The organism is Roseofilum sp., assembly GCF_982964205.1.
The window spans coordinates 84,326-106,309 of the sequence record NZ_CEZBFX010000005.1 but is presented as its reverse complement, the minus strand read 5'-3'; the positions used below and the strand labels follow the sequence as shown (position 1 = coordinate 106,309).

Genomic DNA, 21,984 nt, shown 5'->3' with positions numbered 1-21,984 from the left:
ACAACTCGAATCTATGATCAACAATGTACCTCATAGCAGCGCTTCGCGCTGTATAGCAGAGAAAGAGTTGGTGAGGACATGGTTCAAGAGTGAAACCTAGCTACCATCACCTATTCCCTATTCCCTATTCCCTATTCCCTATTCCCTATTCCCTAGCGCGCAGCGCTATATTACTGAGGGCGACAAGAACGCCGTTGGCGATCGATCTGCGGTTCTTGCCAAGAAAAGGCAAAATGGCTAATGGCTGAAATGCGGCCCTGCCAGCGTTGAAGGTCGCGCATCTGAGCTTCTAAAGAAGGTCGATTTCTGTAGGTTTCCCCCCATTGTCCTGCTAAGACCGGCTTCACTTGCACCTCTTGAGTGGCCATACTCAAGACTCGCTCCACTTGTTCCGTAATACATTCAGTTCCTCCACAAACGCCATAGGACATGGGATGCCATTCCATAGAAGCTGGGAATCGATCCCAAGGTTGCAATCGGGAATCATAACCTTTGCCAACGACTTTGTTTGCATCTGGGAAAAAGACCGCTCCAGTGGGTAACCCTTGGCGTTGAGCCGGGGCACTGGCAAGAGAGAGAAAGTCGATGACCCCTTGCAGAGCATGGGCAACAGTGAGGAACCACAATTCCTGTTGGAGACGATTCTGCTGTTGCCCTAAACTGAGGGAGGTTTGGGGTGCTTGGCGACCCTGCCAGAGGGGTTGACCTTCTTGGGGATGGCGGCGATTGGCAGCTTGAATATCGTCGATGGTAATATACCCCTTGCTGATATAGGCTTGAATTAAGTCCCGACCTTTGTTATTGGTGGCTCGTTGATAGAGGGACTGTTGAGATGCGGGGCCATAAATCCATAAATCTTGGACTTTTGTCGCCACCGAAGCGGGGCCAGTGAGCCGAGGATAGCGAATATAATCAAATAGCATTCCATCAGGTTGGCGTTTGAGGATGGAATTAACTAAGTAATAATAGTCTCGTTTGGCTTGGGGATGGTAGGGATCGATAAACACATTCTCTGTGTCGCCTCCAGTCACATCATAACTGGTATCTTTTTGATCGTGGACGGAGAGACTGGTATCATTATTGCCATTGCGGGCCAGGACTTGTTGGCGATCGCCAAGCAGACTATAGTTATACCCAAAATTCATCGAAAACAACCAGGCATAAATCCGTAATCCCCTTTGTCTGGCTTTCTGAATGGCCAGAGCTAACAAGTCGGCGTTTTCTTGTCCTTGAAGCCGAACGACAGAGGGCCAAGGTGTGGGGTTATCATTGACCGGTAAGAGGACTTGGCTATCATAAAATACCTCAACATAGACTTCGTTATATCCCTTATTAACAATCTCATCCATCACCCGATCCAAATTCCCGTTAAATAGATCGCAGGGATAGAGCCGTAGCCAAATAGCCTGAGTTTGGGGCCAAGTGCGATTGCGACAATTTTGCAGTTGGGCAGTATGTTGTTGAATCAAAGCTTGATAGCGCCTTTGTGCTTCTGGATTTCCACTCAGGGCTGCTTGACGGACCTGTTCTTTTTCTTGCCGCTCTCGATCGGATAACTGACAATAGGCATTGACTGCCGCCAAGCTAGATTTAACTTGAGTTAAGGTTCCTAAAATCGGGGACACAACTAGCAACAGAGCCAGCCAAAGATTCAACTTTTGAAGTCTCAAGAATGGAAAAGTCATGAAAAAAAGGATTAATGAGGTTGGAGTACCTTGTAGAGGCAGGGAAAATTTGGATTAGGCGATCGCCAAATATTGCTCGTCATCTTAACATTAATTCAATTGAGCCAGATCGTCGATCCGTACTTTTCCCAATCTTCATACCCCTGTGAAGAGTTGGTAAAGAAGGGGATTTAAGCTAGTCATCCGAGGAACTGACAGCTTAAATTAGGCATATGACATGCACTTAATCTTATTCAAACCCCTAAAGATGCCCTACCCAGGAGAAATAACGATGAAATCTACTCAAGTCTTTGCTGCGATCGCCACTACTACCACCTTAAGTGTAATGGCAATGACTAGCGCCGCCCAAGCCTTCACCATCGGTGGCCATCTGAACGGGGCAGAATTTGACGCTTTAGGTTTAGACATTCCCTGGGCAGCCGAAAGCCGTATTGGTCGCGTAGGAGACCATGAACTTAATATTCATGACCATACCAACAGTGCCCAAAATCGGGTTCAAGCAAACTACGACAACTGGGTGAGTGGTGAAGCCGTTGATTTTTCCTTGGTTTTTGACAGTGCGCTCAATACCCTTACTTATACAGTAGCTGGTATTGAACTGAGTAAAACTGAGATCTTCGAGGACAATTTTTCCGACCTCTACATCCGCACAGCCGCTCGCAAAGAAGGAACTAGCATGGTAGTCAATAACTTATTCTTGAGCGATGCAACCATGTCATCAAGTATTGGAGATTTCTCCAGTGCCTCCTGTTCTGGAGGAGTCGGTTGTGGATACAATGATGCCGACTACCTTCACATCGGCAATATTGTGGGTGACTTTACCCTAACTGGACAATCGACCATGACTTGGGGAGCAACGAAACCAAAGAATTCTAACCTTGCCTATCAAATTAAACTGGTGGAAGGAAATCCCTCAGTTCCCGTTCCCGAACCCGCTACGTTGTCCGTTTTCTCCCTGGGTTTAGTCGGTTTGTTAGCCAGTCGCAAACGTCGTCAATCCTAATTAACAATTAATAATTAACAATGATAGGGTTTCTGCTCAAGATTCAGAAACCCTATTTTCTTGATTTAAGTGCCAGTGGGAACCGATCGCAACAACCGCTCGATAATCACCCTCGCTTGTCGTCCTCCAGCCGGAATCATGCGATGACATAGTACGTGGGGAGCTAAAAACTTGACATCATCAGGGGTCACATAATCGCGATTTTCCAGGAAGGCTAGGGCTTGGCTCGCTCGTTGCAGAGAGATCGCTCCCCTAGGACTCACCCCTAACGTAATCTCTTCATCTTCACGGGTTGCGCGCACCAAATCCACAATATATTGCTGTAAGGGCACTTCCACCTTCACTTGCAAACACTCATTTTGCAGTGTCTTTACTTCCGCCAGAGAAATACAAGGTTTTAGGCGATCGCCCGGTTTTGCCCCTGCATGTTCTTGCAACATCTTTAACTCTTCCGATTCCGTGGGATAACCCAGAGAAAACGACAACGCAAACCGATCCATTTGCGCCTCCGGTAAGGGAAATGTGCCTTGATATTCCACCGGGTTTTGCGTCGCAATCACAAAAAAGGGAGACTCTAGAGTATGGGAAACTCCATCCACAGTTACCTGCTGTTCTTCCATTACTTCCAAAAGCGCTGACTGGGTACGGGGAGTGGCGCGGTTAATCTCGTCGGTGAGCAGCACATTGGCAAAAATCGGCCCTGACATAAACTTAAATTCCCCCGTATTCGGGTTCCAGATATTGGTTCCAGTAATATCACTAGGGAGCAGATCGGGGGTACATTGAATCCGTTGAAACTTACCATCAATGGAACGAGCTAAGGATTTAGCCAGTAAGGTTTTTCCCACTCCAGGAACATCTTCTAAAAGGGCATGACCTCCAGATAAAAGGGCTACAAGTACAAGACGAATTGGATCGTTTTTACCGACGATCGCTTGATTCAGGTTATCGATTAATTGCTGGATACGCTCTCTCATCCGCTGATTACTCCCCAAGCTTATTGTTTATAGAATAGCTTGGTTTCGATTCAGGATGTCTAGAATACTCCGGTACAATGGGATCTTGCCATCCCACCTAGAAGTGTTCTATGACCTCTGAAAAGCAACCTCTAACCATTAAGCAAATTGGGCTATTGTTCTTAACGGCGATCGCCCTTAGCCTGATCGCCCTCTTTTTGTATAACAGTTGGAGCCAACCCCAGTTTCAAGGTCAGTTAGAACTCTATCAGACCAATTTACTCCTGAATTCGTCTGTGTGGAAGGGGGAAAATTTAACCCCCCAAGCCCAAGGGGTGTTGCGTCAAACGCTGATCGGGGTTGAACCGGTGTCAACGGCGATCTCCCAATATGAAGATGCTCAAAAAGATAGCCAAAATCATCTGGAGAAAACGCGCCAGCAACTCACCGAGTTAAACCAGCAACCGGTAGCAAATCTGACTCAGGAGACCCTCCTAAAACAGGCGATCGCCTCTACACAAGAGAGTTTAGAAAAGATTAATCTTAATTTGGGTCTGTTAAAAATCCAGGCAGATCGAGTTCCAGAAGCTTTGCAATTATGGCAAAAATTAGCCGATGATCCCCAATCTTTTACCGGAGATACAGCACAGGCTTTAATCGGGTTATGGGAAGATTCGCCCCAGATTCTCTCAGAGGCACCATTGATGTTGGATCTGGAGTTATCGGGATGGTTTCGTTATCAGGCATTATCACGACTGTATGAGATCCAGGGTGACGAATTAGCCTTAAGGGAGCTGGAGACTCAGCAACAGGAGATCGCGTTTCAAGGGATTCGTAAACTGCTGATTGTGGCTGGGGTGCAGTCAGTGGGAATATTCTTAGGAACTGCCTTATTGGTGCTAGTCGTACTGCAATGGATCGTTCAACGGAAAGAGTCTTGGTTATCTCAAAATCAGGGGGTTACAGAAGTTCCCTGGAATTGGGACACTATCTTGTTAGTCTTAGTAGCAGGATTTTTCTTCATTGGCCAATTGATTTCGCCAGTCATTTTCCGGGAATTCTTAAGTCTATTTTCCTTTACTCGTGGCAGTGGAGTTCGCGCCGATGCCCTTATTATTTTAATGTCCTATTTGGTGAGCAGTGCTGGAGCATTAGGGATTTTATATGTGGCGGTGAATCCCTTTAAACCCCTACCACAAAACTGGTTTAAGTTTGATATTAAAGCGTCAGGTATAGTGTGGGGAATAGGGGGATTTTTGATTGCTATTCCCGTGGTATTATTGGTGTCTTTAATCAATCAAATTCTATGGCAAGGTCAAGGGGGTAGCAATCCAATTTTACCGTTAGCGCTGCAAGGGAATGATTGGGTTGCGATCGCCTGTTTCGCTTTTACCGCATCTGTTGCTGCACCGGTATTTGAAGAAATTATGTTTCGCGGTTTCCTGCTTCCATCCCTCACCCGCTATGTTCCAGTCTGGTTGGCGATTACGTTGAGTGGGTTTGTTTTTGCGATCGCTCACCTGAGTCTCTCAGAAATCATTCCCCTCGCCACCTTAGGTATAATTATGGGAATAGTTTATACCCGTTCCGGCAACTTACTCGCGCCCATTGTCCTCCATAGTTTATGGAATGGAAATACCCTGTTAAGTTTATTTCTCCTAGGCAGTAGTCTTTCTTGACTTGATCTATACTAGATTTAGTGAATATGTTGTATCGGTTGAATGATAGATATGATTTTCACTAGATCTCTTTTGATTGAACGAGTAAATTGTTGTCATGAATATCGTTTTAAGTCCGGAACAAAAACAATTCATTGAATCTCAAATCAAGAAAGGAAAGTATCTGAATAGTCAAGAGCTAATTAACAAAGCTTTGCAATTATTAGAAAAACAAGATCGAGAATATGAAAGATGGATTGAAGATACTCACAAAAAAGTTGTTGTTGGAATTGAACAATTAGAAAAAGGAGAAAAAATGGAGGGGAAAGTTGTGGTGGCACAATTGCAAAATAAGTTTGAGTAAATGCAGGAAGGTGGAATTAAAATGATTTTCTGAGGTCACCATTAAATATGCCTTTTAGTGCTTATAAAGACTTGAGTGCGGTTCTTAAAGAATTTGAGATTATCCAAAATCAATCCAATTTCATTATTGAAACCCCTTTTGAAATCTCGCCATACTTCCGGGAACATTTAGGTATTCTTCTAGAAGATGGTGTGGTGGATAATTCAGAATACGCTATCTGTGAATCCATTATTGCTCCGATTTTGCAAGAAATTTGGAAACAGTACCGGAGTAAGTTTATTCTCTGGAGCCATCAAACCCTTCGCTATGAAGATCCATTATCTGGAATCCCAGAATTCAGCGCTTCGCGCTGCTATGAGGTACATTGTTGATCATAGATTCGAGTTGTCATTGCGACCGCAGGGAAGCAATCGCCAAGATTTGGGGATTTTGCGATTGCTTCATTCCACTTCGTTCCATTCGCAATGACTTATCTCAATGATACTGTACTCCGTTACAGCGCAAAGCGCTGTATATCTTAGCTCAAAAGTCTCCTTTGGGAAAACGGGTATTTGACCGCCCGTATTTTGTGATTGTGGAAGGAAAAAAAGATGACTTCAACCAAGGATGGGGCCAATGTCTAGCAGAAATGCTTGCCGCACAGAAAATGAATGAAGACTCGGATCAAGAAGTTTTTGGAATCACTTCTAATGGAGAAGTTTGGAAGTTTGGGAAGCTCAGACGGAATCGTTTTACAGAAAATAAAACATTTTATACGATTCAAGACTTAGATCAACTTTTTGCTGCCATCAACTATGTTTTTCAGCAATGTGAGAGGATAGTCGATCGGCAAGTTATTCCCCAAAATAATCAACTTGATGGGGTCTATGAGGGTTCAGGATTGTCTAATCCGTAATGTTCTAAGATCGCTTTCACTACCCGATCCAAACCTACAGAATGGGATGCTTTAAATAAAATGCGATCGCCCGGTTGCATGAGGACTTTAAGCCGTTCAATGACCCGTTCATGGGTCGTGTAGACTTCACAGGGAATCTCGCGGATACCTTCGTCAATACCTTCTACATCTTCGTCATCTTGCAAAACCATTACTCCATCTAAGGATGGCAGTTGTTCTGCCCATTCTCCCAGTTGGCGATGATATTCAAAGGAATTCTCGCCTAATTCTTTCATGGCTCCCAAGACGGCGATGTGGCGGTATCCTGGAGTTTGATCCAATAACTCTAAGGCGGCTTTCATCGATTCTATGCCCGCATTATAGGTTTCATCAAGCAGGACGATATCATTCGGTAAAACATAGCGTCCCGATCGCCCGCTTGGTAAATTTACGGATAATCCGGCTTGTAGTGGCTTCCAGTCTAATCCTAAAACCTTAGCCACGGCGATCGCGGCCAGATAATTAGATGCATTATGACGGCCCGGAAGCGGTAAGGGTAAGCGTACTCCTTCTAACTCCAAGGTTTCTGTATCGATCAATTTTCCCTGACAGTCCCCTGCACTCAATCCATAGGTCAGGGTTTGACCCGACCACACTCGATCCGCCGTTGCCAGTAATCTCTCATTATCAGCATTTAAAATTGCTACTGAGTCTTTCGGCATTTTTTCTAGTAACTCACATTTCGCTTCGGCGATCGCCTGTTCTGACCCCAGCAGACCAATATGAGCAGTTCCCACATTCACAATTACCCCAATCGTCGGCTGGGCCAACTCTGAAAGCAAGGCAATTTGCCCCCGACCCCGCATGGCCATTTCCAGCACGGCATAGTTATGAGTCCCTGATAGTTCCAAGAGTGTTTTTGGCACCCCTATCTCGTTATTAAAATTTTTTTGCGTTTTGAGAATGTTTTTGGTATAATTTCTTCCTTTGAGGTGGGCTAAAACAGCAGCAATTAATTCTTTTGTGGTAGTTTTGCCACAAGATCCAGTAACCGCAATCACTGGAATATCGAACGTCCCTCTCCACCAACTGCCTACAGTTTGATAGGCAACTAATGTATCTTCAACTACAAGTTGAAGACCTCCGTGGGGAACGGGAGTATCGACAATAGAGGCAACTGCGCCCTTGGCGATCGCCCGATCAACAAAATCATGACCATTAAAGGTTTCCCCCCGCAAAGCCACAAAAACCGATCCAGGAACCAGAGAACGAGTATCAGTCGAAATACCCGTCACTTCTAACGTCTGGTCTAATTGTAGCTCATGGATTACCGTAGCCCCTAGAACATCAATTAACTGGGCAAGGGTGACCTGAAATGTCATGATGACCTAACTATTCCTCTAACCAATACACTTTGTCGTCCTTCATTGCTGAAGTCTTAATTTCCAGGATACCTCATAAATTCACTGAAGTTTTACAGAAAACTCGGATCAAAAGGAGGTACTTTACCAAAACTTTAAAAAAAACGCTCTCAATTGCCGGTCAATTATAGAGGAGAATTATTGGGAGTCTATCATTTGATCTCTCAAATGCACCGATTGATCGGGGTTTATCCCGATCTAGGGAAGATAGACGCTCTTTCAAAATTCCCAGAATTAACGGATGCAGGGTGACCCCATTCAGGGGGAAAATAGGGAATAATAAAAGTTATATAATTTACGGATAAGAAAAACATAGGGTGCCCAGACCTTAACTGGAAACCATCCATATACTGAAATAGAATAGATGAAAGAATAGATAAACCGATAGGGTCAAGGTCTCGATCGTATTGAGTAAAGCACGAAAGGGGATAACCCCCATATATATTCAAATCTAGGGGGATGTACAATGAACAGGCGAACGAACACTACTTATAACAAATCCAACCGAATTGCTCAAGAACAGGTGATCTATGAGCATCTCCTCGAATGTGTCCAAGCAGAAACCCCCGAACAACTCGTCGATCGATTCCGGCAACTATTTATCCATGGACTCGGATACGATAATCAAGAAGTAGTAGCTGCCTTAAATGCCCTAACCTCGGCTAAAGGGGCAGAAGAGGACTTTAAATTTGTTATTAACCGCTGTTGTCATATTCTAATTAACCAGTGGCGAACCTATCCCCAACATCAAAATAGCATTCCAGATTTAGTCCACCTATTCGATCGTAGCCGCAAGGATCTCAATGGTGGATTGACCCAAATGCGCTCCGTTCATCGTCTGCGCTCTTTAGTTCAAGACTTTACAAACACAGAACAATATGTAACGCTCTCTCGGTTAGCGGAAGTCTTTAGCGCCACACCCAAGCCAGCAGGGGATCGGGTTCCTCTCAAACAGCTTATTCACCGCTATCCCTACCTCTATTCCCACTGCATGTTAAGCGACCAAAGTAGTTCAGAGCAACAAAATACTGTCAGACAAGTTCAAACTCAAATGCAACAAAAGTTTGAGAAAAACCTGTCCCAGTATGTCACCTATCGAGTTCGGCAAAGCCAGATGCTGCGCCTATGTTCCCCAGAAAAGGCCAAACGACTGGTCAAACCAGAAGAAAATCCTACTCTATTGAGCGATCGCGAATTAGTCGGCGCACTCAAACACTATATTGGCAAAGTTGAAGGATCGTATACCCACCAAGACTTAGCTCAATCCTTTATCACCCATACCCATCAAGTGAGAACCTTCAGAGAGTACAAAGACAGTCTCTATGAATATCTCTCAAGCTCCATCGAATCCAGCTATGGTCAACGGAAGTTTAATAAACAACTCTACGAGCATCTCAGTAATACCCTCCCCCAAAGCGACGATCAAAAACCAAGTGACTTCCTCACGATCCGTACTTGTAGTCAACTTTTAAACTTCATGGTAGTTCAGGGTCAACAGAACCCCCAACACTATACCTTTATTGACCTCCTCTCCAATAACGGTCCCACAGCCACCATTGGACTATTGCTCAAAATTGTCCTAGTCTGCCATAAAGTCAAACCCTACTTAGAAAAGCGCCTCGCTATCCTCTATAACCACTATGAAAACTCCACGAAGTCAACTGTCTCTTGGTTGGTTCATGCTCTAGAACATATGAATGTCGCCCTAAGTACCAACTTCGGTAAAGTCGATCTCTCGATCATCCGTTAAACTGAGGGATTGGGCGATCGCCCAAAAAGATAGCCCGATCTGCAAGCGTACACTTACTAGCGCTTTGCGCTAAGGAATCGGGAATAGGGAATAGGATTGTACTACATGACTTTGGGGATTCGGTATCGTACTCCATAACATCGCAAAGCGCTCTCATGCAGTTCCCCAATACCATTTCTCCTGGTTAGTTTGGGGCTGTAGATATCCGTTCGTCTAAAATGGAGTCAGGTCATCCAAGCCATGGAAAATCTATAAAAACGTATGGTTGCGCGCCCTAAATCCGATTTTATCAGCCCAGAAGAGTATCTGGAAATCGAAGAACAGAATACCATCAGACATGAATATATTGATGGTCAAATGTATGCCATGTCAGGAAGCACTGATAGTCATAATGTTATTGGTGGTAATTTGTATATGTTGCTCCGCAATCATGTACGAGGAACGGATTGTCAGGTCTATTTCAACGATCTAAAGGCACAGATAGAAAAACAGAATCGGTTTTACTATCCCGATTTGATGGTTGCTGGCGATCCGAGGGATCGGGAAACTTCGGTGTATAAGCGATTTCCTAAATTAATTGTGGAGGTGTTATCTCCCAGTACAGAAGGATTCGATCGCGGGGATAAATTTAATGATTATCAAACCTTGGAGACGTTGGAAGAATATGTGCTAGTGAACACCAAACAGCAGCGAGGAGATATTTTCCGTCGCCATGGAAAACCGCAGTGGTCTTTTCAATCTTATACCCAAGATTCGGGAACATTTGCACTACAGAGTTTAGGGCTAGAGGTGTCTTTTGATCCATGGTACGAAGATGCGGGGATTGATTAAAAATTAACAATTTTCAGGTCGGCGGTAGCCGAAATAATTAACTGGTAGGGGCGAGTTTAGGGAATTAATTTTTTATTTTTAATTGATCCATGAGTGCAGCAGATTTTGAGCAAGAACTGGAACAAACCGTTCTTAGCTTCGCCGATATTCAAGCGGAATTAAACTATAAACAGGCCACGGAATCTTTACAATCCTTGGTCTCAAATTTGGATTTGAGCCATTCAGAACGGTCGGGTCTAGAAGCAGAAATTGAAGATTTACAAGGAATGCTCGACAAGTTAGAACAAAGTCGGGTACAAATTGCCGTATTTGGTTTGGTGGGACGGGGTAAATCTTCAGTGCTGAATGCACTGTTAGGAGATCGAGTGTTTGAAACCGGCCCTATCCATGGAGTGACTCGCGCTATTCATGGAGCGTCCTGGGAAGTTTGCGATCAACAGGAGTCAGAGTTAGTACGGGTGACCATTGGCCATCAAGGACAGGCTCAAATTAAGCTCATAGATACGCCAGGAATTGATGAGGTCAATGGTCAGCAGCGAGCGGCTCTTGCTCGCGAGGTGGCGAAGCAGTCAGACTTAATTTTATTCGTGATTGCTGGGGATATGACCCAGGTAGAATACGAAGCTTTGTCTCTCTTGCGAGCCGAGAGTAAGCCGATTTTGCTGGTGTTTAATAAGATCGATCAATATCCGGATACTGACCGGATGATGATTTATGAAAAAATTCGCGACGAACGGGTAAAGGAGTTGTTGTCCCCAGAGGAAATTGTGATGGCGGCTGCTTGTCCGTTGGTTCCGGAAGGGGTACTACAGCCGGATGGCAGTTTGGGGGTGAAACTGGTGCGGGGAGAACCGCAAGTGGAGGATTTGAAACTGAAGATTTTGGAATTGCTCGATCGCGAAGGCAAGTCTTTAGTCGCGTTAAATACCATGCTCTACGCCGATACGGTGAATGAGCGGTTAGTTCAACGAAAGATGGAAATTCGTGAGGGGAAGGGGAATCAAATCATCTGGAATTCCGTGAGGGTCAAGGGATTAGCCATCGCCCTAAATCCGGTTACGGCGATCGATTTACTCAGTGCAGCGATCGTTGATGTGGTGATGATCCTGAATTTATCTAAGCTCTATGGTATACAGATGACCCAACAAGGGGCCTTGAATTTACTCCAAAAAATTGCGATCGCCATGGGAGGTATTAGCGCCGGAGAACTATTCGCCAACCTGGGACTCAGTAGTCTCAAAGGTTTACTCGGTTTAGCGACTCCCGTGACGGGAGGAGTTGCCTTAGCACCCTATTTATCTGTCGCTATCAGTCAAGCAGCCATTTCTGCCCTATCTTCCTATGGCATTGGCCAAGTGACCAAAGAATATTTAGCCAATGACGCATCTTGGGGCCCGGATGGGCCAAAAGCAGTCGTTAGCCGCATTTTATCAGGTTTAGATGAGAGTTCTATTTTAAATCGGATTAAGGAGGAATTATGGACAAAACTACATCATTAACACTTAATAATCGTTAATTACCTCGGTTGAAAGACAATCTGGTCTTGGCGGATAATCAGGTCATAATCGCCAAAAAAGTCATGGCCGAGTAAGCCAATGTCCAACTGGGAACCGGCAATAACCACGGGTAAATTCTGCACAACTAAACTTTTAACGGCAATAGATTCGACCAAACCAATGGGGACTGTAACTCCTTTGGCACTCGCAGTATCCATTTTTGCAGACCCGATGAGAGGAATATTCAGGGATTGGGCCATCTTTTGGGTAATCACTACTCCTGTTGCTCCCGTATCAACGATCATTTCAAAGCTTTGGGTCTGATTAAACACCACATCAATCACTGGTGTTCCTCCCTCTCGGCGCTTAATGGGAGTTTGAATGCTGCCCGGTTGAGCAGAATAGGGTCTGCGTCGAACCGGTTGAACGGGGGTGACAGGTTTAACCGCAATAATTTGGGGGGTGGGAGCAGGCGCTGGGGAAGCGTTTTGACTTTGGTTTTGAGCGTAAGTCAGGTTTTTCTGATATTCATTGATTTTTTGTTGAGCTAGGGCATAGTGGGGACTTTGGGGTGAGATGTGTTGGAGAAGCGCGATCGCCTGTTGCCATTGCCGTGTCACTAACTGCCAATCCCCTGGAGATGCCGCAGACTGGGCGATACTGGCTGCACCATAGGCTTTATCTAAGGCTCGTTGTAGGGTTTTTTGATCTTGGACAACTGGAGAGGGGGCTGCCGAGGGAGAAGGGGAAGGGGAGACAATCGCCTGGGGGACTTCTGGGGTTGGCGGATCGGACCCCTCAACGGGCGATCGCCCACAGGCTACGATCCCGACTGCCATTCCTAATACAATTAAGCCTTTCACCGGTTCTAACCCGATCTGAGTATTCATTGGCAAAAACAATCTAAAAAAACCATAGCTTCCTTTTCCCCTGTGCGATAATAACCAGCGTTCTTAATCCTGCTTGATGCCTATGCCACTCAAAGATGCTCAACCCGCCCTCCTCGTCCTTGCTGATGGCACAGCCTATCGCGGTTGGTCTTTCGGTGCAACTGGAACCACCCTCGGAGAAGTTGTGTTCAATACGGGAATGACAGGCTATCAAGAAGTCCTCACCGATCCCAGTTACTGTGGCCAAATTGTAACATTTACTTATCCAGAATTGGGCAACACTGGGGTTAACTTAGATGACGAAGAATCCGATCGCCCCTACGTCAAAGGGGCGATCGCTCGCAACATTTGCAGCCTGCCCAGTAATTGGCGCTCTACGGAATCCCTACCCGACTATCTTAAACAACATAATATTATCGGTATTTACGGTATCGACACCCGTTCCCTAACCCGCAAGCTCCGGGGCTTTGGAGCCATGAATGGGGGCATCTCCACCGAAATTCTCGATCGGAACCAACTGCTTGAAAAAGTCAAACAAGCCCCCAACATGAACGGACTGAACCTAGTTCGTGAAGTGACCACCGCTTCCACCTACGAATGGTCAGACCCCACGCCAGATCTCTGGGAATTCAACCCCGAAGGCATTAAAGATAATACACAAAAATATACCGTAGTGGCGATCGATTTTGGAGTCAAACGGAATATCTTGCGTCGGTTAGCCAGCTATGGTTGCCGTGTCATTGTGGTTCCGGCTAATACTCCCTCTGAAGAAATCCTTCGCCATAACCCCGATGGTATCTTCTTGTCCAATGGGCCAGGAGACCCTTCTGCGGTGACTGAAGGCGTTGAAACGGCCAAACAGCTACTCACGGCTGGAAAACCCATGTTTGGCATTTGTATGGGTCACCAAATTCTGGGACTCTCCCTGGGAGCGCAAACCTATAAACTCAAATTTGGTCATCGAGGTCTCAATCAACCCGCTGGACTATCGCAAAAAGTGGAGATTACCAGTCAAAACCATGGATTTGCCATTAGTGGGGAATCTCTCGATCCCCAAGTAGAAGTCACCCATCTGAACTTAAACGACAAAACCATTGCCGGACTGCGCCATAAAGAACTGCCAATCTTCTCGGTTCAGTATCACCCAGAAGCAAGTCCTGGCCCCCATGATGCTGATTATCTGTTTGAAAACTTTATTCAGGCCATGGAAAATTACCGCGCGGCCTAAGTTCCCTGGAAACTATGGCATAAGGGACATCAGAAATGTTAATCTAGATCTCCGACTGTCCAATCTTGAATAGTCCTTTCATGGGGTTTACCCCTAAAAATTTGTTGATTTGATCTGAAATCAAAGGAGGGTAGAATTAAGGCTGAACCACTCACCCTGACTGTTAGTTTAAGAGGCACACGCAGCGTCAGCGGTAATGCACAAATTTTTCGCCTCACGGGTTTATTAGATGCATTTTCTGAACCCGCATTTCGTAAGGCCATCGGTAAATGTATTGATGAAGGGCCAAAGCACATTATCCTAGACCTGTCTAAGATTGATTTTGTGGATAGTTCTGGGTTAGGAGCTTTAGTCCAATTGGTGAAAAAAGCTCAGACTGAAGAAGGAAGTCTACAAGTGGTTGCCAATGCTCGGGTATTGCAAACTGTAAAACTGGTTCGACTAGAAAAGTTCCTATCGGTGTGTGACACGATTGACCAAGCCCTTGAAAATACGAAGAACTGATGACCAGGATAGGTCTTAACCGAGCTATCCAGTCCTTTTACTGGATAGCTTCCTATTTTAATTGTGGTGGAGGCACTTAGTGGTACTCGACCCGCGATCGATAGTTCCCGATCCTATCGACTTGCAACGATTATCGCCAGCGGCTTTAGCCTATGTGGGGGATGCTGTATATGAGTTGTACATGCGGACTTATTATCTAATGCCTCCCAAGAAATCGCCACTCTATCATCAAGCGGTTGTCCAACAGGTTCGCGCTGAACAGCAAGCTCAATATCTACAAACCCTAATTCCCTACTTAAGTCCAGAAGAGTTAGATATGGTTAGGCGGGGTCGCAATAGTGTCCATCGTTCCCCCCGACGCTTAGACCCCCAAATTTATCAACAAGCGACTAGCTTAGAAACCCTCATTGGTTATCTCTATTTAAGCGACCCCTCTCGATTGCATCAGTTATTGGGGATGCTTAATCTTGATGAATAACTAAAAATGTGTCCTGTTCGACAGACAGCCGAAAAAGCGATCGGGCAAACTACACCTTTAGATACGATTAATCCTATGGCAGCATTCCATAAACCCCGTCCTCAACGGAAATCCGAGGGGAGACGTTTTTCACGTCCTCAACTCAAAGGCAAACCCAAACCTGTACTCAAGCATCGCCCGTCTGCAGTAGAAACTCCCCAAGAGTCACCCCAAGAGCGATCGCCAGAAGTTGTGGAGGACTCGAACCCCGACCTAATCTATGGTCTCCATCCAGTACTCGCCGTCCTTAAAGGAGAACGGCATATCAATCGTGTCTGGATTACAGCCAAAATGAGGTATGATTCTCGATTTCATACCCTCCTCAACCAGGCTAAAGCAAACGGAACCGTCATTGATGAGGTAGACTATCGCCGACTCGACCAAATTACAGAGCGGGGAAATCACCAAGGAGTTGCCGTTCAGGTGGCTCCTTATCAATATATAGAGTTATCCGATCTGATTACCAGAGCCAAAGAACAAAGCCCCAATCCGGTCTTAGTTATTGCTGATGGAATTACCGATCCCCATAACCTAGGGGCAATGATTCGCACGGCTGAAGCCTTGGGATCTCAGGGTCTCGTGATCCCCCAACGCCGAGCTGTGGGGATCACCTCCAGCGTGGTTAAAGTTGCAGCCGGATCTTTAGAATCTTTCCTGGTTTCTAGGGTTGTCAATCTAGCTAGGGCCTTGGAAGAATTGAAGGCATCTGGATTTTGGATTTATGGAACTGTTGCTGAATCAGGAGAAGCTCTCCCTAAAGTTAACTTTTCTGGGGCGATCGCCCTCGTCATTGGTTCAGAAGGCAGTGGGCTAAATTTACTAACCCAGCGCCATTGTGATTTTCTCATTTCTATCCCTCTCCCAGGTAATACCCCCAGCCTCAATGCTTCTGTTGCTGCTGGAATGAGCCTTTATGAAATCTACCGGCAACGGTGGACTACCCCTTTGGATATTTCTGGTCAGAGCAATTGCCAAAATAAATTGAACCATGTATAACAAAATGTAAAGAAATATGACCATCGCTCAATATCGTCCGCTCAACTTTATTGTCCATCGGCAAAGTCAATAGGCAGGCTAGTCAATGAATAACGTCCAAGATTTGTTAGTGAATACCCAAAACTTCCTTGGTTTCGCCTACTGGATTGAAATCAAAACCCAAACCCCCTCTTGTACTTACTACTTTGGCCCCTTTCAGAGCATAGAAGAAGCGGAAGAAGTCCAACACGGTTATGAAGAGGATCTCAAAGCTGAAGCTGCTGAAGGCATCAGTACCCTGATTAAACAGTGTAAGCCTGAAGCCCTTACTATTTCTGGAGACTTGGGGGAAATCGGTAATCGGCAGGAGGCCATAGGGAATTATAGGGAATAGGGAAAGCCGGGTTTCAAAATTACCCATTACCCATTACCAGGCCTGAGAGTCTAGCCAATGGTCAATATCGGCTAAAACCAGGTTAGGGACTTCCCAAGGGAACAAATGGGCAGTTTGTGGATAACAGTGCCATTGACTCTTGGATAGAGCTTGTGCGGTTTCCCAACTGGAATCGGCTGTAATATGACAATCATGTGACCCAGCTAAAACTAAAGCTGGGCACTTAATCTGAACAAGAGCATCTCGGCGATCGTAGCGCTTTCTCAGGGCCCGATTCAAGGCTTGATGGGCAGCCCGAGAAGTCGAGAGATAGGCTCTTGTGCCCTCCTGAGCTAAATAGCGATAGGCTTGGGGGGTATGTTGTCGGATTAAGGTGCGAAAGAGCGATCGCCTCCCAAACTGCTCAATATTCCACTCCCATCCTGGCTTGATCCCATTCAACAGTGCTGCTATCCCCGTATACAGATAATCCTTCCAATTGACTGGAGGATGATTCCCACGGGGTCGAGCTGCTGTAGCAATCAGAATTAGCCCCTTCACCCGTTGCGGATGTCTCAAAGCCAACTCCAGGGCCAAAATACCCCCCAAAGACCATCCCAAGAGCAAAAATGAGTCAATTCCCAACCGTCCTAGAAGCGCCTCAAGATCGGCCAAATGATCGGTTAACTCAAACTCTTTTCGTACCTGGGAACGACCATAACCGCGCAAATCTGGGGCCAACGTCCAAAACCTTTGAGAGAGGCGATCGGTAAATACGGAGAGGGAGCCACCTGTACCTGGATGGCCATGTAAACACAATATCGGGAACCCTTCCCCCTTCGACTCCACAAACAAATCCTGGCTCATGGCAAAATCTGAAATTCCCTCAATGCAGGGACAAAATTGTGATTTTCATGACTGGGGCGACTCAGTTTAATTAAGGCAAAACGCTGGGCTGGAGTCAGTTTTGACCATTGCTCCAGAGTCAAATCAACCGTCACACTCTCCGCCTTTTCCACTACAACTGTGGGTATAACTGTTGCATCCATCCAAGGGAGATCGGGATCGATCGCCAGATCCTTGGGAAATCCCCCCGTTTTCGCGAAGACCAACTCTCGCAACTGTTCCCGATAGGTTTGCTGTTCCTCTAGAGTCTCACAAGGTAAAGCCATCAGCTCTTCTCTCTCCTCTACCGTCAATTGATGCCAATGGGTTAACTTCAGTTTCACGCCACAAGTATCCAATTTCATCCGTACCTGCATAGGAATACAGCGCAGGTCTTGCACAAAATCAGCTTCAAACTGAAACAAAGATAGGTTTTTGCCCTGATTATCACTCATGAAGGATCTGTCAATGGGGGTTTCTACAGAGTCTAGCAACGAATGGAGTTGTGCGATCGAATTGCACAACTCCAAGTGAAACAAAAATACTGATTATTCGGTAGAATTTTACTAAATTTCTGAACAGATCTCGAAGCGATCTCTTCATTGGGCTTTGCGCCCTTCGCAATCCCCTATCCTAGTTCAATCCCCCAGAGATGACTTAACATAAAAATAGAAACACACTTTACCAACTATCCCATGACCAAAACAGCAATCATTACAGGAGTGACAGGTCAAGACGGTTATTACTTGAGTCAGCTACTCTTAGGAAAAGGATATCATGTAGTCGGGTTAGTCTCTCCTCAACGCAAAAAAAATGTTTCTAAACTAGGAGAGTTAGCAGAACGGATCGAGATTTATCCTGTAGAATTAACGGATAGTGAGGCTTTGATTGAAATGGTTGAAGCCAAGCATCCAGATGAAATTTATAATCTAGCTGCCCCTAGTTTTGTCCCAGATTCTTGGAACGATCCGTTAGGCACTTTAGACTTAGTAACCGGAACCGCAACGCGCTTACTCGATGCTGTGCGTAAAGGAGATTTAGATACCCGATTTTATCAGGCCAGTAGTTCGGAAATGTTTGGCGATGTGCAGTGTTCTCCCCAGGATGAAGAAACCGCATTTCGACCCAAAAATCCCTATGCAGCGGCTAAACTTCATGCCCATTGGACTATGGTACATCATCGGCAACGATATGGTTTATTTGCCTGTAGTGGAATTTTATATAATCATGAATCTCCTCGCCGACCCCGAAATTTTGTTACTCGAAAAGTGTCTTTAGCAGCCGCTTCAATTAAGTTGGGTTTGAGAGAAAATTTAGAGATGGGAAGTTTAGAAGCCAAACGGGATTGGGGCTATGCTGGCGATCACGTGGAAGCCATGTGGCGAATGCTTCAAGCAGATGAACCAGAAGAATATGTAATTGGGACAGGAAAACTACATAGCGTTCAGGATTGGGTTGCTACAGCGTTTGCTTGTGTCGATTTAAATTGGGAAGACCATGTCACGATTAATCCCAAGTTTTTACGAAAAGATGAACATTTTCAATTGGTCGCGAATCCGACCAAGGCAAAGACGAAATTAGGATGGCATCCGCAGGTGAGTTTTGAACAATTGATTGAGAAAATGGTAAAACAGGATTTGGAGTTATTAAAACAGGGAGAGATAGGGAGATAGGGGAACACGGAGATCTCCTATTCCCTATTCCCTATTCCCTATTCCCTATTCTCATGGATATATTTGTTTTTTTAGAAATCTTTAGCCTGGAAGGAGGTATCCAATCCTATGTTAAAGATATTCTCAGCAGTTATACACAACTGTGCGCTCAAGACCCCGATCAAAGGGCTGAAGTTTACCTGTTGCGAGATAAAGCGGGATGTGATAATCCTTTTGAGGGTGAACCGGGTCTGAAGTTTTATTACTTCAAAAAAGAACAAGCTTGGTTAGGTCGAATTCATTTAGCCAGTACGCTCTTTCTTCATTTACTCCAAAAACGGCCTCGTCGCGTGTTTTGTGGCCATGTGTATTTAGCGCACTTGATACAACTGTTATGCAAGCCTCTGGGCATTCCTTATACGGTATTAACCTATGGTAAAGAAGTGTGGGAACCTTTAGCGCCGAAATATTACAATGCCCTCCAAAAAGCGGAATGGGTTTGGACGATTAGCCGTTATAGTCGAGATCGGACGAGTATCAATAATCAAGTCGATCGCCAGAAATTTGAGCTGCTCCCCTGTGCGATCGATGGGGATGTGTTTACCCCAGGGCCTAAAAATCTGGAGTTAGTGCAAACTTATCAGCTAGAGAGTGCAAAAGTGTTGATGACGGTTGCTCGGTTGTGGAGTGGAGATATTTATAAAGGGGTTGATGTGACTATCCGAGCCTTACCTAAAATTGCCCATGCTATCCCAGATGTGAAGTATTTGGTGATTGGACGGGGAGACGATCGCCCTCGGTTAGAGCAATTAGCTGAGGATCTGGGAGTGAGCGATCGCATCGTCTTCGCTGGTTTTGTGCCTGATGAGGCTCTTGTCGATCACTATCGTCTTGCCGATGCTTATATTATGCCATCCCAAGAAGGTTTTGGTATTGTATATCTTGAAGCGATGGCTTGCGGTGTCCCCGTATTATCAGGGGATAATGATGGTTCCGCCGATCCCCTGGAAGATGGGCGTTTGGGGTGGCAAGTCCCCTACCGAGACCCGGAAGCGGTGGCAACGGCATGTATCGAAATTCTGCAAGGGGGCGATCGCCGCTGTGACGGTTCCTGGTTACGGGAACAAGCTCTCTCTGGGTTTGGAAAACCAGCCTTTACCCAACGGTTAGCTCAACTTCTCCATAACTGACAATTGGGTAACTGAGCCATTATCCTAGGAAGAGACAACCCCATAAGGAGGCGATCGTGAACTTAAACGATTGGAAAAAACTTCAGATTAACCTATCCGGTATTGGCTTTTGGTTAGCCCTTTTTGGGGGAATTTGGCTGTTAGGATCGGTGGGTTTGGGCTGGATTGTCCATTCGATTCTGATTCTGATTGTCCTATTGGCGATCGCTCCTGTTATTTTTCTTATTGCTCTGCGCTGGTGGTTGCAACGAAATCTGATTGAGTCTTCTTGTCCCGTGTGCCAAACCTCATTTCCGGCGTTAAATAACACTCAAGTGCGCTGTCCTGGTTGTGGGGAACCCCTGAAAGTCGTCTCTGGCAAGTTTACGCGTTTAACTCCCGATGGCACAATTGATGTTGAGGCGATCGATGTGTCTGTACAACAAATCGATGACCGAGGAAGTTAGGAATTAATGGCTTGAGGCGGTAAACTTGAAATTCATCGCTATTCTCCAGATTGTAACTGGCTTTGCTCATTGAGTTTCTCTCGTAATTCCACTTGTTCCACTAACTCCTGATTCAAGAAATAATTGAGGAATGTTCGGATAATGGCGATCGCCCCCAATTTTCCCAAACTTTCCCAACTTGGCGCAACTGTTGTTGCTAAAATATCCGCCCCTAGCTGAAACTCCAGCGCCAACGCCAACCAAGACCCCAATTTAATTCGCAGCAGTACAAAAGGAGTATCCGAATTCCCTTGTGGCATCAACTTCATTTGAGGCAGCAGTTGGATCGCTAATCGCAGAGTTTGCACCAAACCAAGGAGAATGCAAAATACAGCGATCATCTCAAAGGCTAGTTGAATGATTCCAATGAAGCCACTAAAAGCTTCTTCAACATGATGTATCCATTCCATAGCTTCAGGTTGGTATGGTTTACTCCTATAGCAGAGAAAGAGTTAGTTAGGACTCCGGCTCAATACTGAAACCTAGCTACAATAACTTATTCCCCATTCCCTATTCCCTATTCCCTATTCCCCATTCCCTATTCTCTATTCCCCATTCCCCATTCCCTAGCCCACAGCGCTATATTAACCGTTCATCCTGATTTTAAGGGCAGTCCGAATCTGAGCCTGTACCCGATCTTCGGGCAAATTGGCATCAATACGAATCATGCGCTCTGGATAGGTGTGGGACAGACTCTCAAAGCCCTGTTTGACGCGATGATGAAAGGCCAGATCTTCTTGTTCCATGCGATCGGCTGATGCCCTTTGGCGCATTCGTTTAAGTCCAGTTTCCACATCGACATCCAACCATAGGGTGACATCACTTTGGATACCTTGTGTAGCAATTTGATTGAGTTGATGGATTAAGTCTAAACTTAAACCACGACCGTAGCCCTGATAAGCGAGGGTCGAATCGGTGAAGCGATCGCATAAAATAATTTTGCCTGCCTTCAGTGCAGGTTGGATAAACGCTTGGATATGTTGGGCGCGATCGGCTGCATAGAGTAACAACTCTGGAATATCATAAATCCAACTATCCCCCAATAACACCGCCCGTAACTGTTCGCCCAAAGGTGTACCTCCGGGTTCCCTGGCGATCAGGACTTCTTGAGAGAGCCAAGACCTCAGCCACTCTGAGGTTTGCTGGATTTGGGTCGTTTTTCCTGCACCCTCAATTCCCTCAAATACAATTAACTTGCCCAACCCAGGGGAAAAACGCTCTAATGGTTCTACAATCATAGTTTTTTG

23 protein-coding genes and 1 pseudogene are annotated in these 21,984 nt (G+C 45.6%); 16 read left to right on the top strand and 8 right to left on the bottom strand.

What is annotated here, in order from left to right; all coding sequences use genetic code 11:
- Positions 1-170: 170 nt before the first annotated feature.
- Positions 171-1,685: a family 10 glycosylhydrolase gene (locus tag AC3A14_RS02875; protein WP_318733327.1), complete on the bottom strand. Its 1,515-nt coding sequence runs from the start codon at positions 1,683-1,685 to the stop codon at positions 171-173.
- 271 nt (positions 1,686-1,956) lie between these two features.
- Here AC3A14_RS02875 and AC3A14_RS02870 point away from each other — a divergent pair, with 271 nt between their 5' ends.
- On the top strand, positions 1,957-2,688 hold the full coding sequence (locus tag AC3A14_RS02870) for a PEP-CTERM sorting domain-containing protein (protein WP_318733328.1): 732 nt from the start codon (positions 1,957-1,959) through the stop codon (positions 2,686-2,688).
- A gap of 65 nt (positions 2,689-2,753) precedes the next feature.
- On the opposite strand, the gene AC3A14_RS02865 is transcribed toward AC3A14_RS02870, so the two are convergent.
- Positions 2,754-3,665: an AAA family ATPase gene (locus AC3A14_RS02865; RefSeq protein ID WP_318733329.1), complete on the bottom strand. Its 912-nt coding sequence runs from the start codon at positions 3,663-3,665 to the stop codon at positions 2,754-2,756.
- Between the two features lie 110 nt (positions 3,666-3,775).
- Here AC3A14_RS02865 and AC3A14_RS02860 point away from each other — a divergent pair, with 110 nt between their 5' ends.
- From AC3A14_RS02860 to AC3A14_RS02845, 4 genes and pseudogenes are all read left to right on the top strand, one after another.
- A complete protein-coding gene (locus AC3A14_RS02860; protein ID WP_318733330.1) occupies positions 3,776-5,323 on the top strand; it encodes a CPBP family intramembrane glutamic endopeptidase in 1,548 nt (515 codons plus the stop codon).
- 97 nt (positions 5,324-5,420) lie between these two features.
- Entirely contained in the window at positions 5,421-5,666 is a 246-nt protein-coding gene (locus tag AC3A14_RS02855; RefSeq protein WP_318733331.1) for a ribbon-helix-helix domain-containing protein, read from the top strand.
- Between the two features lie 47 nt (positions 5,667-5,713).
- Positions 5,714-6,037: a hypothetical protein gene (locus tag AC3A14_RS02850; RefSeq protein WP_318733332.1), complete on the top strand. Its 324-nt coding sequence runs from the start codon at positions 5,714-5,716 to the stop codon at positions 6,035-6,037.
- Between the two features lie 140 nt (positions 6,038-6,177).
- Positions 6,178-6,561: pseudogene (locus AC3A14_RS02845) on the top strand (hypothetical protein); the annotation flags it as partial.
- Here the strand turns inward: AC3A14_RS02845 and AC3A14_RS02840 are convergent.
- Entirely contained in the window at positions 6,531-7,922 is a 1,392-nt protein-coding gene (locus AC3A14_RS02840; RefSeq protein ID WP_318731484.1) for a UDP-N-acetylmuramoyl-tripeptide--D-alanyl-D-alanine ligase, read from the bottom strand. The pseudogene AC3A14_RS02845 and the gene AC3A14_RS02840 sit on opposite strands and share 31 nt — an antisense overlap.
- Before the next feature lie 505 nt (positions 7,923-8,427).
- Here AC3A14_RS02840 and AC3A14_RS02835 point away from each other — a divergent pair.
- The 3 genes from AC3A14_RS02835 to AC3A14_RS02825 all read left to right on the top strand — a co-directional run bounded on the left by AC3A14_RS02835 (position 8,428) and on the right by AC3A14_RS02825 (position 12,041).
- Positions 8,428-9,711: a hypothetical protein gene (locus tag AC3A14_RS02835; protein ID WP_318731483.1), complete on the top strand. Its 1,284-nt coding sequence runs from the start codon at positions 8,428-8,430 to the stop codon at positions 9,709-9,711.
- A gap of 261 nt (positions 9,712-9,972) precedes the next feature.
- Positions 9,973-10,542: a Uma2 family endonuclease gene (locus AC3A14_RS02830; protein ID WP_318731482.1), complete on the top strand. Its 570-nt coding sequence runs from the start codon at positions 9,973-9,975 to the stop codon at positions 10,540-10,542.
- 89 nt (positions 10,543-10,631) lie between these two features.
- Positions 10,632-12,041 carry a GTP-binding protein gene (locus AC3A14_RS02825; protein WP_318700513.1) on the top strand — a complete coding sequence of 470 codons (1,410 nt, stop codon included), beginning with the start codon at positions 10,632-10,634 and terminating at the stop codon, positions 12,039-12,041.
- Between the two features lie 17 nt (positions 12,042-12,058).
- Here AC3A14_RS02825 and AC3A14_RS02820 read toward each other — a convergent pair whose 3' ends face one another.
- Positions 12,059-12,928, bottom strand: a complete 870-nt coding sequence (locus AC3A14_RS02820; RefSeq protein WP_318700512.1) for a retropepsin-like aspartic protease family protein — start codon at positions 12,926-12,928, stop codon at positions 12,059-12,061.
- An 82-nt stretch (positions 12,929-13,010) separates the two neighbouring features.
- On the opposite strand from AC3A14_RS02820, the gene carA reads away from it, so the two are divergent.
- From carA to AC3A14_RS02795, 5 genes are all read left to right on the top strand, one after another.
- Positions 13,011-14,156 carry a glutamine-hydrolyzing carbamoyl-phosphate synthase small subunit gene (gene carA / locus AC3A14_RS02815; RefSeq protein WP_318731481.1) on the top strand — a complete coding sequence of 382 codons (1,146 nt, stop codon included), beginning with the start codon at positions 13,011-13,013 and terminating at the stop codon, positions 14,154-14,156.
- 114 nt (positions 14,157-14,270) lie between these two features.
- The gene (locus AC3A14_RS02810; protein WP_278003129.1) at positions 14,271-14,660 is read left to right on the top strand and encodes an STAS domain-containing protein; all 390 of its coding nucleotides are present in this window, start codon (positions 14,271-14,273) and stop codon (positions 14,658-14,660) included.
- A gap of 79 nt (positions 14,661-14,739) precedes the next feature.
- The gene (locus AC3A14_RS02805; protein WP_318700510.1) at positions 14,740-15,138 is read left to right on the top strand and encodes a Mini-ribonuclease 3; all 399 of its coding nucleotides are present in this window, start codon (positions 14,740-14,742) and stop codon (positions 15,136-15,138) included.
- Positions 15,139-15,213: 75 nt separating this feature from the next.
- Positions 15,214-16,173, top strand: a complete 960-nt coding sequence (gene rlmB, locus AC3A14_RS02800; RefSeq protein WP_413039040.1) for a 23S rRNA (guanosine(2251)-2'-O)-methyltransferase RlmB — start codon at positions 15,214-15,216, stop codon at positions 16,171-16,173.
- A gap of 85 nt (positions 16,174-16,258) precedes the next feature.
- On the top strand, positions 16,259-16,546 hold the full coding sequence (locus AC3A14_RS02795; RefSeq protein WP_318731479.1) for a DUF1816 domain-containing protein: 288 nt from the start codon (positions 16,259-16,261) through the stop codon (positions 16,544-16,546).
- 33 nt (positions 16,547-16,579) lie between these two features.
- Here AC3A14_RS02795 and AC3A14_RS02790 read toward each other — a convergent pair whose 3' ends face one another.
- The gene (locus AC3A14_RS02790) at positions 16,580-17,392 is read right to left on the bottom strand and encodes an alpha/beta fold hydrolase (protein WP_318731478.1); all 813 of its coding nucleotides are present in this window, start codon (positions 17,390-17,392) and stop codon (positions 16,580-16,582) included.
- A complete protein-coding gene (locus AC3A14_RS02785; RefSeq protein WP_318731477.1) occupies positions 17,389-17,865 on the bottom strand; it encodes a nitrate reductase associated protein in 477 nt (158 codons plus the stop codon). The genes AC3A14_RS02790 and AC3A14_RS02785 overlap by 4 nt, the downstream gene beginning before the upstream one ends.
- 240 nt (positions 17,866-18,105) lie before the next feature.
- Here AC3A14_RS02785 and AC3A14_RS02780 point away from each other — a divergent pair, with 240 nt between their 5' ends.
- Genes AC3A14_RS02780 through AC3A14_RS02770 form a run of 3 tightly spaced genes read left to right on the top strand, consistent with a single transcriptional unit; the run spans position 18,106 to position 20,698 of the window.
- The gene (locus AC3A14_RS02780; protein ID WP_318731476.1) at positions 18,106-19,083 is read left to right on the top strand and encodes a GDP-mannose 4,6-dehydratase; all 978 of its coding nucleotides are present in this window, start codon (positions 18,106-18,108) and stop codon (positions 19,081-19,083) included.
- A gap of 53 nt (positions 19,084-19,136) precedes the next feature.
- On the top strand, positions 19,137-20,252 hold the full coding sequence (locus AC3A14_RS02775; RefSeq protein WP_318731475.1) for a glycosyltransferase: 1,116 nt from the start codon (positions 19,137-19,139) through the stop codon (positions 20,250-20,252).
- Positions 20,253-20,308: 56 nt separating this feature from the next.
- Positions 20,309-20,698 (top strand): hypothetical protein, encoded by a 390-nt coding sequence (locus tag AC3A14_RS02770; protein ID WP_318700503.1) that lies wholly within the window; start codon positions 20,309-20,311, stop codon positions 20,696-20,698.
- Positions 20,699-20,736: 38 nt separating this feature from the next.
- On the opposite strand, the gene AC3A14_RS02765 is transcribed toward AC3A14_RS02770, so the two are convergent.
- Positions 20,737-21,147 (bottom strand): DUF1622 domain-containing protein, encoded by a 411-nt coding sequence (locus AC3A14_RS02765; protein WP_318731474.1) that lies wholly within the window; start codon positions 21,145-21,147, stop codon positions 20,737-20,739.
- Positions 21,148-21,321: 174 nt separating this feature from the next.
- Positions 21,322-21,975: a dTMP kinase gene (gene tmk / locus AC3A14_RS02760; protein WP_318700501.1), complete on the bottom strand. Its 654-nt coding sequence runs from the start codon at positions 21,973-21,975 to the stop codon at positions 21,322-21,324.
- Positions 21,976-21,984: the final 9 nt, after the last annotated feature.

Bases quoted from the DNA above. Each gene is read 5' to 3' on its own strand.
- AC3A14_RS02875 (WP_318733327.1), bottom strand. From the start codon at position 1,685: ATGACTTTTCCATTCTTGAGACTTCAAAAGTTGAATCTTTGGCTGGCT.
- AC3A14_RS02870 (WP_318733328.1), top strand. From the start codon at position 1,957: ATGAAATCTACTCAAGTCTTTGCTGCGATCGCCACTACTACCACCTTA.
- AC3A14_RS02865 (WP_318733329.1), bottom strand. From the start codon at position 3,665: ATGAGAGAGCGTATCCAGCAATTAATCGATAACCTGAATCAAGCGATC.
- AC3A14_RS02860 (WP_318733330.1), top strand. From the start codon at position 3,776: ATGACCTCTGAAAAGCAACCTCTAACCATTAAGCAAATTGGGCTATTG.
- AC3A14_RS02855 (WP_318733331.1), top strand. From the start codon at position 5,421: ATGAATATCGTTTTAAGTCCGGAACAAAAACAATTCATTGAATCTCAA.
- AC3A14_RS02850 (WP_318733332.1), top strand. From the start codon at position 5,714: ATGCCTTTTAGTGCTTATAAAGACTTGAGTGCGGTTCTTAAAGAATTT.
- AC3A14_RS02840 (WP_318731484.1), bottom strand. From the start codon at position 7,922: ATGACATTTCAGGTCACCCTTGCCCAGTTAATTGATGTTCTAGGGGCT.
- AC3A14_RS02835 (WP_318731483.1), top strand. From the start codon at position 8,428: ATGAACAGGCGAACGAACACTACTTATAACAAATCCAACCGAATTGCT.
- AC3A14_RS02830 (WP_318731482.1), top strand. From the start codon at position 9,973: ATGGTTGCGCGCCCTAAATCCGATTTTATCAGCCCAGAAGAGTATCTG.
- AC3A14_RS02825 (WP_318700513.1), top strand. From the start codon at position 10,632: ATGAGTGCAGCAGATTTTGAGCAAGAACTGGAACAAACCGTTCTTAGC.
- AC3A14_RS02820 (WP_318700512.1), bottom strand. From the start codon at position 12,928: ATGAATACTCAGATCGGGTTAGAACCGGTGAAAGGCTTAATTGTATTA.
- carA (WP_318731481.1), top strand. From the start codon at position 13,011: ATGCCACTCAAAGATGCTCAACCCGCCCTCCTCGTCCTTGCTGATGGC.
- rlmB (WP_413039040.1), top strand. From the start codon at position 15,214: ATGGCAGCATTCCATAAACCCCGTCCTCAACGGAAATCCGAGGGGAGA.
- AC3A14_RS02795 (WP_318731479.1), top strand. From the start codon at position 16,259: ATGAATAACGTCCAAGATTTGTTAGTGAATACCCAAAACTTCCTTGGT.
- AC3A14_RS02790 (WP_318731478.1), bottom strand. From the start codon at position 17,392: ATGAGCCAGGATTTGTTTGTGGAGTCGAAGGGGGAAGGGTTCCCGATA.
- AC3A14_RS02785 (WP_318731477.1), bottom strand. From the start codon at position 17,865: ATGAGTGATAATCAGGGCAAAAACCTATCTTTGTTTCAGTTTGAAGCT.
- AC3A14_RS02780 (WP_318731476.1), top strand. From the start codon at position 18,106: ATGACCAAAACAGCAATCATTACAGGAGTGACAGGTCAAGACGGTTAT.
- AC3A14_RS02775 (WP_318731475.1), top strand. From the start codon at position 19,137: ATGGATATATTTGTTTTTTTAGAAATCTTTAGCCTGGAAGGAGGTATC.
- AC3A14_RS02765 (WP_318731474.1), bottom strand. From the start codon at position 21,147: ATGGAATGGATACATCATGTTGAAGAAGCTTTTAGTGGCTTCATTGGA.
- tmk (WP_318700501.1), bottom strand. From the start codon at position 21,975: ATGATTGTAGAACCATTAGAGCGTTTTTCCCCTGGGTTGGGCAAGTTA.